Genomic DNA, 11,702 nt, shown 5'->3' with positions numbered 1-11,702 from the left:
TGAATATCGTCAAAATACCCTTAAAAAAGTTGTTTAGTTTAGTGTTGACAATCCATCTTTTCCTCGATCAACCGTATAAGTTTTAAAGTTGCCTTTAGGAAACTGTTCATGTAATTGACTAATCGCTCCATACATTTCTGAAGTTGAGCGATTATCTATTTTTACCGCCATATAAAAGCGTGTTTGACGTTTAGCAAAGGTCGCTAAACATCCCTTACTTTTTCCATGAATTGAAACCACGGTATCTAATTCCCAGTGTCCGCATATTTGGCGCTTTTTAACTTCTTTAGGGCGTTGATGAATCGACATTCAAATGTTAAATCGTCCACGTGTTTCTCGTGGTTTTCGACGTTTTCCTTTTTGTCTCAAACAGCTTAAATCTCCTGATTAAATTGTTCCATCATAAATCCAACGATAAATGGTTTTAAATGAAATCACACCCTTTAAAATCGTATGAGAAATTTGTTCAGGTGACCAGGTTAACTTCAAATAGTGTTGAATAGTTTGAATAAGTTCTTCAGACTTTGCTTCTTTACAGTGACAAGCTAAACGACGTTTTCTCGCTAATTCATCGGCTAGCTCGGCCGGATAAGTTATCTGAGTATTTCGTTTCAGTTCATGAGCAATGGTGGAGTGATGTCAATTCAATTGGACTGCAATCTGCCTCGTTGAATAGCCCATTTTTGAAAGAACTTAAGCCCGTGTACGTTCAAATGTGGTAAGATGGTGATAGCTCATAAATGGATCTCCTTGTTAAGAATTTTGTGTGGTAACTTCATTCTATAAAAAAGATCCTATTTATGAGTTGTCGCACTTAATATTACAATCTGTCGGATATAAAAACTGTTATCAACTAGTAGATAAGGTGTTACGTTATGATTTAGCGACACCGTATTTTACAACGTTTTTTAAGGATGCAAAGTCCATTTCAGTTTGTGCGAGATCGTTTGATGAGAAAGCAGTGCAACAAATTAGAGATCGATTTGATAAGGCGATTGTGTTTGTGAGTGTTGGACGAAGTGTGGATTTAGAGGAAGAGATTGATGTATCACATTTGAATTATCAGTTTATTGTGACGGAAGGCATTCAGTTGAGTGGAGATAATGTGTTGTATTTGCCAAAAGAAGTAGAGAATACACAAGATTATATTAAAGCTTCTGAAATGGTTATTACGAAGGCCGGTTTTGGGACGGTAGCCGAGACGATGCTAGCAAGGAAAAAGTGTGCGGTTATCGGCCGAGAGACGGTGGCTGAGGATCGAGCGACGGTTCACCATTTGGTGGAGCGAGCGTTAGCCATTCAAGTTGAGTACTCAGGTGGGCTGGATATGGAAGAGATTATCGGTAATCTTCAGACCTTTAAACCAAGATATGAAACTAATCCTTTTACGAATGATGCGGCTAAGATTGCGAGGTTGTTGGTTGGGCATGTTTTGTTTGAGTTGTCTTCTTTTGGAAGTTTGGTGCCACTAGATGGAGATGATTTTCCATTTGAGGTGAAGCGAGTGTTTTATTTGGTGGATGTCAAGCAAGGGATGACGCGCGGAAATCATGCGTATTATAAGAGCGAGCAGGTGCTGATTTGTTTACATGGATCGGTAAAGGTACGATGTAATGAGACGGTTTATGCGTTGAATGATCCAAAAGTTGGCCTTTATTTAGCACCAGAGGTTTGGCGTGAAGCCTTTGATTTTAGTGAGGGGGCTGTACTATTAGCAGTCAGTTCAGAACCGTTTTGTGAAAATGATTATAGATATTAAGGTCGCCACTCGGCGGCCTTTTGTTATGTTTTGAAGGTATTTTTAGGATGCTTTTAAAAAGCAGGTGGCTCATAGGATATATGTCAATAAAAAGTAGAGCAGTAATCTTTTAAATTAACCAGATGTAAAGATTATTATTTCTTATTAAAGTCTTTTTTAGTAGACAGATTGTTATGGTGAGTGTGAGATGTAAAAAATTCATAAATACAATTTTGTTTTGGAATGGAGTTACTGCTCCCAATTTTTAATAAGGAAATCTCTTTATGAATTTTTAACAGCTTAACATATTTGGATGTGTATGTATGGAAGTTCTTTCGAAACTAGAGAATTTTGCTCTATAAAAAAAATCAAGAAAATATTTAGATTGGAAAGCTTCATTTGCTCCATTTAATGAACAGTTGTGCATTGATATTGAAAATTCGTCTTTTATGATAGGATAAATTGGATTGATTTTTACTTCCCTCTGCTATATCGATAATAACATTTTTCGACAAAAGTGGGCTAAATTTAGTTAAAAGAGCTAAAATCGTAATAAAATGAGCCAAAAATAAAAAAATTTGATAAATTTTTTGGCTGTTTTTTTGGATTAAGTTATCAATATCGTCCATACGCTTGTGTGGATTTGTGAATTGCTTCTGAACGTGGTGTGGCTGTTTTTTAAAGAAATCAAATTTTTTTGGCGATTTCGTCGCCTTTTTGACGAACTAAAAAACGGTTACAATGTTTGGTATAATTTTCTTGTGGCAAAAATTAAACCTAACAGGGGGAATAATCATGGAAAAGCAATTCGAACATTGGTATGAAGAAAAGTTATATCTTGTTTATGGGGCAATGAAAAAATTGCATCTTAGAGGGGATTTAGATGAATTTTATCAAATTGGGTTGGTAGCACTTTGGGAAGCTTCACTTCGTTATAATGAAGAAAAAGGAGAATTTGATCATTTTGCTTACTCTTATATTATTAATCGAATGAAGACATCGCTAACAAGAATGACTAAATATCAAGAACGAATTTGCTTAACAGAGGATCACTTTCTAGAAACTTATGAAGAAGAGTTTTCTAAAAGTGAGAACGTTATTAATGATTTAATCATGGAAAATTATTTGCGTTATTTAACAAAAAATCAACAAGAGGTTATTAGGGAACGTTATATTAATGATTATTCAGTTGAAGAGACAGCAAAACATTTAGGGATTAGTGTGAACGCAGTTAAAAATCGTACTCGAGATGCGTTGAAGAAGTTAAGAAAGATTTTGAAGGGGGAAATGTAAAAGATGGGGACTATTAAACCAACTCCTGCTGAGATTTGTACTACTTTTATGGAAACGATTCTTTGGCACTTAGTCGATCCAACAGCAGAAATTTTAAATCATTCTTTGCTTTGTGCTCAGTCAGGCCTTAAACTTAGTGCCAAAGATTCTGTCAACCATCTTAAAAATTTATGGATGATTTGTAAGGAATGCGGTTGTCCTAATCTCACTGTCATGGTGTTTAATAAAAAGAGCCACTTACCCGGTGATTGGTATTTTAATGTGTTTGAATCGATTAATCCAGAGATTCAATACCATAGAGCTCAACATGTGAAAGAAGAGCTTTTAAAGGTAGAGACATATTTGGATTGGGATGAGATTGCAAAGAAGTATTGTTTGAGTGAACCGTTAATTTTTAGGTTAACGGCAAGAAAGCGTACGCTTCAACTTTTAAGGAAAGTTAGAGATTAATTAAAAAGAGGATGAAATAGAGTTAAGGTGTTATCACGTTTGTGATAGCATCTTTTTTAGTTGATAGAAAGCTTGATTTGAGACGAAGGAATTAAGTGAAAAAAGTTACACTGACTTACAATATCTCATTTAAAGAAGTTAGAAGCAAAGCCATATTCAGTTGAAGTCCAAGGTTTCATAACTAAATTATTATTTTGACTATTTGATGAGAAGGTTAGAATATGTGATGAGTCGACGATTGAAAGTCATTCGAATCTACAGGAAATCAAGACTTTTGTAGTAATATCAGATTCGTGATCCTATCTTTAGCACCAACCATTCTTAGAAAAAAGTATTTAAAATTGAATTCAAAGAGTGATAATAATTTTATAAAACGTTTAAAATTTTGGAAAAATAATGTAAACAATCTTAATGTGGAAAATATTGTGATAAAATAGGAAAGGATAGAAAAATTAGGGGATGATTTTATGAAAAAATTTGGGATAACATTGGCGATTATTTTAAGCATACTGACGGTCTTAATAGGTGGTGGATTTATATTCGCAAACTATGTCGTTAATTCTACGCTTGATCAGATGGTGATGACGGAGAGTATAACAAAAGAAGAGGCAGGGATTACCGAGCAAATCATTCAAAAAGAAGAAGAATCAAAAGTGGTGAATATTGCGGTATTTGGTCTCGATCAAAATGGTGATGGATCGGATGGGCGTAGTGATGCGATGAAGGTTTTATCTTTAGACACTGAGAATAAACGTGCGGCTGTAACATCTTTACAGCGTGATACACTTATCTATATTCCAGCAGAGGTACAAGATTTTGATAAATTAAATCATGCTTATGCTTATGGTGGGGCAAAGCTTGCCATGCAAACCATCAATTACAATTTTGATTTAGATTTAACACGCTATGTCTCATTTAATTTTGACGCAATTGAAAAAATAGTTGATATAGTTGGTGGTGTTGAAATCGATGTCAAAGAATCTGAAATTCCATATGCCCGTGATCAAATCAAATCGGCAGGATTACAAAACTTAAATGGTGCGCAAGCCATGGCTTATATGCGTATTAGATATGCAGATAGCGATTACGTTAGAATGGAGCGCCAAACAACTGTGATGAAAGCAATCTTCGCTAAAATGAAACAGACACCATATACACAATTATTAACCCTATTAAACGAGACACTTCCTTATATTGAAACCAATCTTTCAAAAGATGAGATCATTAATTTAGGGCTTGATGCTCTTAAAATAGATCTTGCTAACATTGAACAATATCAAATTCCGACTAATGGATATTCAGATATTAACCATAGCGTTAGTTACAAAGGATATAGCCCGTTATATGTCATGAATAGCTATCAAACGATTGTTAAAGAACTACACCAAAATATTTATGGAGATGAAAATTATCAACCATCAGACACTGTTTTACAAACTGAAATAGCTATTTATGAAAAGTTTGGATATACAAATAAATAAAAAAATGAGGAACGATCATCTGTCGTTCCTCATTTTTTTATGCCATTAATTCTTTTAAATAAGTTTCTACTTGGTGTTTTAAGTCTTCGCGGCTTAAGGCGAAGTCGATCGTTGCTTTAATGAATCCGAATTTGTCTCCGACATCGTAACGATTTCCTTCGAAGTCGTAAGCGTAAACCGCTTGGCGGTCCATTAAACGGTCAATCGCGTCTGTTAATTGGATTTCTCCACCTGCTCCTGGTTCTTGCGTTTCTAACATTTCAAAGATTTCAGGTGTTAAGACGTAGCGTCCCATCACGGCTAAGTTAGATGGCGCCTCTTCTTGTTTTGGTTTTTCAACCATTCCGCTTAATTTCACTAAGCGTCCATCTGGTTTAGATGAAGTAGATGGTTTCATGATTCCATATTTTGAGACGTCCTCATCCGCAACGGTTTGAACTCCCATGATTGAGCATCCATTTTTTTCGTAGGCACGAATTAATTGCCCTGTTGCTGGATTTTCTTCGTTTACGACGATATCGTCTCCTAAAAGGACAGCAAAGGGTTCATCACCGATAAACGTTTTAGCACATAAAATGGCATGTCCTAAACCTTTAGCTTCTTTTTGACGGATATAGTGAATTTGAGCCATATTAGAAATATTTTGAACCATTTCTAACATGTCTTGTTTACCTTTTTTAGCTAATGTATCTTCAAGTTCATATGATTTATCAAAGTGATCTTCAATTGAACGTTTAGTTGAACTTGTGACAATTAAAATTTCTTCAATTCCTGAAGCAATCGCTTCTTCAATAATGTACTGAATCGTTGGCTTATCAACGATTGGTAACATTTCTTTTGGTTGTGATTTTGTTGCAGGTAAGAAACGAGTTCCAAATCCTGCAGCAGGAATCACGGCTTTACGTACTGGTTTGCGCATAAACTAACTCTCCTATCCCAATAATCCCGTTTTATTGACACCTTATTATATCATAAATGAATGTTTTTGTTAATCTTTGTCGGGGTTAATAAATGGAGACATCTTTAGGATGAGGCTGACATACTTTTAAATAAGAGGGTGATGGCGATGGGGTTTCATAAGGTATGTCATGAGTGTGGAGAAAAATACAAGAAAAAACAGTTTTATAAGGATGGCGTTCATTACAAAGAGCAGTTGCTTAACGATTTGAAGGACTCCCCTTATTTGTTCGATTGCTTTGATTTTGAGTCAATGTTTGAGTTCGATTGGCTGTGTGAAAGTTGTTATGAGAAGTGGCACGAAGAACTCTTTAGGATGGCTGAGGATGTGCAGGTTCGTTATCATAATGTGAAGGTGTTTGATGATTCGTTCAGGGGTGAGTATGTGCTAGAGTCTTCGCAACCCATTCATACGTTTGAGGTGTTGACGACAAAGGATGAGAAAGAGTTAAAGCTGAGTCACGTGAAGTTTTATGGTTGCTGGAATGGATATAATGCGGTGATTAATTTGCGGCAGACACCGGTTGAGGAAGGCATTAAGTTGTCCGGAAGTTTGGTGCATTTGGTGAAGGAAAAGAAGGCAGGCCACGATGTTGACAAATGGATCAAACAATTGATGGGACTTGAAAAACTCGGACATTTATTAAAGAGTGGTGTGTTAACTAAAGAAGAGTTTGAGGCACAAAAGAGAAAAATTATTAAGTAAAACTAGCTACGAAGCTAGTTTTTATTCTATTTTAATTCATTAGGCATAAACTTTATTAAGTGTTTTAATAAGTGAGGTAAACGAATAAGGAGGACTTAAGAGGATGGATGAGTGGTTGCCATTGGTGGCGTATGGATTAAATAGGATTAGTTTAGAAACTAATGCGAGATGTGGAAGATGTAATAAAGAAGCGAAACGAAAATCTTTTCTAAAAGGGGATATTGGGTATCGTAAAAGTCTAATTAACGAGTTATCCAAGCCCCCTTATTTAACGAATCATTTTGATTTGTATTCGTTGATTCAAAGTTATGGCGTTCCAAAAGATAATCCTTGTTTGTGTCAAACTTGTTATGAGAGAGTACGAGCGCAATTATTGAAAAAGGCAAATCAGGTTCAGTTAGATTATAATGAAATCGAGACATTTCCAAATACGTACCACAAAAATTTTAAAATAGATTCGACGAAAGAACCGTATCATTTTAGAGTGAGCACATCTCCCAAAAATAAATGGGTAGAAATAGCACATCTAAGATTTTATGCCAAATGGTATGGATATAATAAGATTATTAATATAGCGTATGATTCATCAGGTGATGGATTGATTATCTCGGGTAGTATGGTAAAAGTTATTCCTGATAGTAAAAGGAGTGTAAAGATAGCCACAGATTTAAATGAAAAGAAGCTTGAACAACTCGAACGTTTGGGGAGGTTAAGAAGTAGTGGCGTCTTAACAGAGGAAGAGTTTGAGGTACAAAAGAAAAAGATTATTAAGTGAAAAAACATGAGAAACGATGAAATTTCACATTTGTTGAATAGATGTGTCTGTTTCACCGTTTTTTTTATTGATTTAATAGGCTTTTGTGATCTGCCGTCAACGTTTGGCGGTTTTCTTTTTGTTTGATAAAAGGAGACAGAAGTAGAAAAATTTTTCTCGAGAATGCGCCAAAATTTTGAATCCATCCATGTTATCCTCAAGTGAATAAAAGATGACGTGAGGCGATGAGATGAAAAAATACTTTGTCTTCATGATGATGAGTTGTTTGTTGTTAGGTGGTTGTTCTGAGAATTTGGCGGTTCAATCGATGAGATGGGCGATTGAAGCGCTTGAGGAAGGTGATTTTAAGGAGGCACGTTCTTATATTGCGTTTGCGCAAAATGAAGGTAACGATCCTGAGTATGCTTCTTTATATGCACAGATGCAGTCTTTAATCGAGATGATGGAGTACTTAGATGATGGTGAGCTTGATGCCGCTCTTCTTGCTTGGACGGATTTGAATTTGGTGAACACGAAGTCCGAGGTCGTTAAAGAGGTTGCGATTGAGAAACTGCAACAGATGCTAGGTGAGATGATTGTTACCTGCGAAGAGGCGGTTGAGAGTGGCGAGTTTAGTGAGGAAAAAGGGATGATTAATCAGGTGATTAAGCGACTTGGCGATATGAAGGTTTTTGATGAGCAGATGGCCAAACTTAAGTATTTGCGAAGACGGATGAATGAATAGGGGGATATGATGAAAAGGTTAGGCGTATGGACTGTTTTGTTGTTGGCCGGATGTAGCGGGAATATTGTGCGATTTGAAAGTGCGGAGGGATTGACGCTTGATTATCAGGATTCTTTGGATGTGGTCGAGGAAGTAAGTGTTGAGTCCACTATTTCAGAAAGTCTTGATTATGTTGCGATGTTGCTCGGTTTAGGGGAGACACGTGGTGCTGAGCTTGAGCTTGCCAATGTAATAGAATTGATTGAAGTTGAGGGACTCCGTTTAGAAGATTATCCTGAGATTGAGGAACTTGAAACTTTGATTGCGAGTGCAGAGGATACAAGTTCAGAGTATGCGCACGCGCATGATTTTTCAGGAACAGATGCTATTCAATTAGCCATTGAAGTTTATGGAGCTAGTGATGATATTGTGTATATGTATGATGAGATGCCAGAACATTACGGTGATGATTTAATCGGTTATTATGTCGCCTTAAAATCAGTGGAGCTTGAAGAACAAGGAGCTGATGATCCCATTGTATTACTGTTATTTGTAGGTGAGGATGGGAGTATAGCTGAATTGTAGAAGAGGATGTGAATCCTCTTTTTTTATTATTTTAAAGTGCAAAATACTTAATGATTTTACAAAATATGCTATGATAAAAAGGATTATTTTTTATTAGGAGGAATCAAATCATGGCAGGACATGCACACAAAATGATTTGCCACTGTAAGCAAGTGGATTACATTACAATTCGTAAAGCAATGATTCAAGGAGCTCGTACGATTGACGAGATTAAAGAAATGACAGGAGCTGGAACAGCTTGTGGTGGATGTTTACCAAAAATCCAAGCGATTTTAGATTCTGTTTGTGGATGTAAACAAGTCATGTTAGCAGATGTCGTAGCAGCTGTTGAAGGTGGAGCCACAACAGTTGAAGAAGTTGGAGAAAAAACGGGAGCTGGGACAGCTTGCGGACGTTGTAAAGCGCTAGTTCAAAACGTTATTGATTTAGGACGATAAAAAAATACCGTACAAAAATTTTTTGTACGGTATTTTTTTTGTCTAAAATGATAGAAAAAATTTTAGAAGATAGACTTTTATTTTGTAAGAAGGTGAAAAAAAATATTCTTTTTAATCGAAGAACTAAAAAATACATTAATTTGACAACATGTCAAAAAAGGACAAAAAATTTTTATCTAGAATTGTCAAATTACAGAAATTTATGATAATGATAACCAAATTTTTCTTGTTTTGAATAACTGCCTATCTCATGAGAATTGAAAAAACTTCCATAACATGGAATAATGAGACACATCGAATTAAAAGAAACGATGAAGTATATTCTGTATTTGGGCACCTGGAATATATGGAGTTAGTGGTGCAACCGGCTTTATAAATTCTATTGAATTTGTAGGGCTTTTTGTATGCGAAAAAAGAGATAATTTGTTTTAAGTTGTTAATTAATCAGCTTTTATTAATATTTATTGATTTTGGTAGTTTGTTATTTTTTAGAAATAAATGCCAAAATTGAATAAATAAAAAGGTTTTTAAATATAATGATTTGTACGGTAACCAGATGTACTTTTCATAAACGATTCATTAAGAATCTAAAGCATGGTTAATTAAGTTTTAACATTTTGAAGGGAGGATTGTATTGGTGTGGAATAAGATTAAAAAGATACTGCTTATTATGATCGTAGTATCACTTGTGCTCCCAACATCAGCACTAGATTTAATCAGTTCTGTTTACGCACAAGTTTCACAAAGTAGTAATGTCGAAATGCAGAATTTTGATGCTTTAAATGACTTGTTAGAAACATCCACCTCACAACAAGAAAATACAGATGAAATAGAAGGTGTAGAAACAGAGGGAGAAGCATCACCTAAAGAAGAAACGCCATCCGATGACGTTCAAACTCCAACTGAAGAGGAGCAAGCGCCATCTGATATTGAAGTACCGAATGAAGGAGAAGAAGCTCCATCAGACGTTGAAACACCGACTGAAGAGGAAGACATTCCGTCCGATGACGTTCAAACTCCAACTGAAGAGGAGCAAGCACCATCAGATGAAATTGAAACCCCAGTAGAAGAGGAAGATTCATTGGATGAAGAAGAATTTCCAACTGAAGAGGAAGTCGTTGAAGAAGATGAAGTGGTAGAAGAGGAAGAAATTTCTTTAGATTCAGATATTACTTTTACTGCTAATATTCGACTTTTGAATCCGTATATTGCGAAAGGAACAGAAAATTTATATAGCAGTTATAATTGGAATGGATATCAAGCAAGTGCTGCTGCTGATTCAAATACATCAGATGAATATACTAGATTAACTAGCTCTATGTCATCTGAAAATGATGGAGCAGTTTGGCTAGATAAATCTGTCACGTTAGATTCTAATTTTAATTATATCGATAATTTAGCGATAAGTAACGGTGACTTTAATGTCATTTTATCAGCTTTGGGGCAAGGGTATAATGTAGAGTCTACGGCTAAAACTCCTGCTAATGTTGTTTTTGTGTTAGATGTATCTGGAAGTATGAAGTATAAGTTAGGTAAAGATGAGTGGGCAACTAAGGATAGTGAGACACGCGCCTATGCAATGGTTAAAGCAGTTAATTTAGCTATTAAACAATTAGTATCACAAAATCCTCAAACTAAAATTGGTATTGTAACGTTCAGTGAAGGTAGTCAACAATTTTTACCTTTAAATAATTATACGAGTACCGGAGATTATTTAACATATACAGGTAAAAATTATGGTGGATGGTGGGAGCCCTCTGGGAACATATCTATAAGTGAAGCAGTTGAGCCAAAAGTAAGTAAAACAGTGAATGTGACTGGAGGAACCTACACGCAAGCAGGAATTAAAGCAGGCGCGGATATGTTAATTAGCGCTGCAAATAGTGATCGCGTTCCAGCATTATTTATTTTATCAGACGGAGAACCCACCTATGGTAATACTTCTTATGAAACATTAGATTCAAATTATAAATTTGGAAATGGTATGGCCAATCAACAAGATGCAGATAAAATGGGGTATTACACGATCCTAACTGCTATTCACCATAAGCAACTTGTTACAAATGCTTATTCAAGAAATACACTTTTATATACAGTAGGATTAGGTGTAACAGGATTGTTTGGCCAAACAGTATTAAATCCAACATTAGAAAATTATAACAGTTGTAGTTCCAAAGGAAGTAGCACGAATGAGAAAAAATTATATAATCTTTTGAAGGATAGTACTCTTTATAAGAAAGAGTCTTATGCTGATTATTCAAAGAGTGGCACCTTAACTGAAGATGATTTAAAGCAACTGTTATTGCAATTCGCTAATGCGGTAACAAATGTTAGTAAACTACCATTTGAAAGTGGTACGTCAGTTCAGTTTGAAGATCAGCTAGGTACAGGAATGCAGCTTAGAGGGAATAGTGTGTATGTTCGCTATAATGGAAATAATTATGAATTTACAAAGCAAGAAGATGGGACATTCACAAGTACAGATGCGTTATTTACAGGGATGAGCATTAAATTAAGAGAATCAGAGGGAGCACAAACTGTTATTTGGAATATTCCACAGAACCTTGTTCCTCTTAT

11 protein-coding genes, 1 pseudogene and 1 riboswitch are annotated in these 11,702 nt (G+C 35.5%); of the genes and pseudogenes, 10 read left to right on the top strand and 2 right to left on the bottom strand.

Going from position 1 to position 11,702, the window contains the following annotated elements:
* Positions 1 to 54 precede the first annotated feature (54 nt).
* Positions 55 to 681: pseudogene (locus QWC74_RS10810) on the bottom strand (IS30 family transposase); the annotation flags it as partial.
* Between the two features lie 184 nt (positions 682 to 865).
* Here QWC74_RS10810 and QWC74_RS10805 point away from each other — a divergent pair.
* From QWC74_RS10805 to QWC74_RS10790, 4 genes are all read left to right on the top strand, one after another.
* Positions 866 to 1,759, top strand: coding sequence for a WxcM-like domain-containing protein (locus tag QWC74_RS10805; RefSeq protein WP_006783963.1), 894 nt, complete (start codon positions 866 to 868; stop codon positions 1,757 to 1,759).
* 774 nt (positions 1,760 to 2,533) lie between these two features.
* Positions 2,534 to 3,031, top strand: coding sequence for a sigma-70 family RNA polymerase sigma factor (locus QWC74_RS10800; protein ID WP_006783964.1), 498 nt, complete (start codon positions 2,534 to 2,536; stop codon positions 3,029 to 3,031).
* Between the two features lie 3 nt (positions 3,032 to 3,034).
* Positions 3,035 to 3,481 (top strand): hypothetical protein, encoded by a 447-nt coding sequence (locus QWC74_RS10795; protein ID WP_040763807.1) that lies wholly within the window; start codon positions 3,035 to 3,037, stop codon positions 3,479 to 3,481.
* Between the two features lie 467 nt (positions 3,482 to 3,948).
* Positions 3,949 to 4,962, top strand: coding sequence for an LCP family protein (locus QWC74_RS10790; RefSeq protein WP_006783965.1), 1,014 nt, complete (start codon positions 3,949 to 3,951; stop codon positions 4,960 to 4,962).
* A 37-nt stretch (positions 4,963 to 4,999) separates the two neighbouring features.
* Here QWC74_RS10790 and galU read toward each other — a convergent pair whose 3' ends face one another.
* Positions 5,000 to 5,881 carry a UTP--glucose-1-phosphate uridylyltransferase GalU gene (gene galU, locus QWC74_RS10785; RefSeq protein WP_006783470.1) on the bottom strand — a complete coding sequence of 294 codons (882 nt, stop codon included), beginning with the start codon at positions 5,879 to 5,881 and terminating at the stop codon, positions 5,000 to 5,002.
* A 147-nt stretch (positions 5,882 to 6,028) separates the two neighbouring features.
* Between galU and QWC74_RS10780 the strand changes: the two genes are divergently transcribed.
* From QWC74_RS10780 to QWC74_RS10755, 6 genes are all read left to right on the top strand, one after another.
* Positions 6,029 to 6,625 (top strand): SHOCT domain-containing protein, encoded by a 597-nt coding sequence (locus QWC74_RS10780; protein WP_100068680.1) that lies wholly within the window; start codon positions 6,029 to 6,031, stop codon positions 6,623 to 6,625.
* Positions 6,626 to 6,728: 103 nt separating this feature from the next.
* Positions 6,729 to 7,400, top strand: a complete 672-nt coding sequence (locus QWC74_RS10775) for an SHOCT domain-containing protein (protein ID WP_006783468.1) — start codon at positions 6,729 to 6,731, stop codon at positions 7,398 to 7,400.
* A 229-nt stretch (positions 7,401 to 7,629) separates the two neighbouring features.
* Positions 7,630 to 8,124: a hypothetical protein gene (locus QWC74_RS10770; RefSeq protein WP_006783467.1), complete on the top strand. Its 495-nt coding sequence runs from the start codon at positions 7,630 to 7,632 to the stop codon at positions 8,122 to 8,124.
* A gap of 9 nt (positions 8,125 to 8,133) precedes the next feature.
* The gene (locus tag QWC74_RS10765; protein WP_006783466.1) at positions 8,134 to 8,688 is read left to right on the top strand and encodes a hypothetical protein; all 555 of its coding nucleotides are present in this window, start codon (positions 8,134 to 8,136) and stop codon (positions 8,686 to 8,688) included.
* Between the two features lie 110 nt (positions 8,689 to 8,798).
* Entirely contained in the window at positions 8,799 to 9,125 is a 327-nt protein-coding gene (locus tag QWC74_RS10760) for a (2Fe-2S)-binding protein (protein ID WP_006783465.1), read from the top strand.
* 296 nt (positions 9,126 to 9,421) lie between these two features.
* Positions 9,422 to 9,504, top strand: a riboswitch (cyclic di-GMP riboswitch).
* Between the two features lie 258 nt (positions 9,505 to 9,762).
* Positions 9,763 to 11,702: VWA domain-containing protein (locus tag QWC74_RS10755; RefSeq protein ID WP_288994034.1), on the top strand; the 1,940-nt coding region annotated here is incomplete at its 3' end.

It is taken from the genome of uncultured Turicibacter sp. (genome assembly GCF_938044715.1).
GTDB lineage: Bacteria > Bacillota_I > Bacilli_A > MOL361 > Turicibacteraceae > Turicibacter > Turicibacter sanguinis.
The sequence above is the reverse complement of the archived record's forward strand: the minus strand, read 5'-3'. Positions and strand labels throughout refer to the sequence as shown.

What these genes read in the sequence shown, in the direction of transcription:
- QWC74_RS10800 (WP_006783964.1), top strand. Translation starts at nt 2,534, where the DNA reads ATGGAAAAGCAATTCGAACATTGGTATGAAGAAAAGTTATATCTTGTT.
- QWC74_RS10795 (WP_040763807.1), top strand. Translation starts at nt 3,035, where the DNA reads ATGGGGACTATTAAACCAACTCCTGCTGAGATTTGTACTACTTTTATG.
- QWC74_RS10790 (WP_006783965.1), top strand. Translation starts at nt 3,949, where the DNA reads ATGAAAAAATTTGGGATAACATTGGCGATTATTTTAAGCATACTGACG.
- galU (WP_006783470.1), bottom strand. Translation starts at nt 5,881, where the DNA reads ATGCGCAAACCAGTACGTAAAGCCGTGATTCCTGCTGCAGGATTTGGA.
- QWC74_RS10780 (WP_100068680.1), top strand. Translation starts at nt 6,029, where the DNA reads ATGGGGTTTCATAAGGTATGTCATGAGTGTGGAGAAAAATACAAGAAA.
- QWC74_RS10775 (WP_006783468.1), top strand. Translation starts at nt 6,729, where the DNA reads ATGGATGAGTGGTTGCCATTGGTGGCGTATGGATTAAATAGGATTAGT.
- QWC74_RS10770 (WP_006783467.1), top strand. Translation starts at nt 7,630, where the DNA reads ATGAAAAAATACTTTGTCTTCATGATGATGAGTTGTTTGTTGTTAGGT.
- QWC74_RS10765 (WP_006783466.1), top strand. Translation starts at nt 8,134, where the DNA reads ATGAAAAGGTTAGGCGTATGGACTGTTTTGTTGTTGGCCGGATGTAGC.
- QWC74_RS10760 (WP_006783465.1), top strand. Translation starts at nt 8,799, where the DNA reads ATGGCAGGACATGCACACAAAATGATTTGCCACTGTAAGCAAGTGGAT.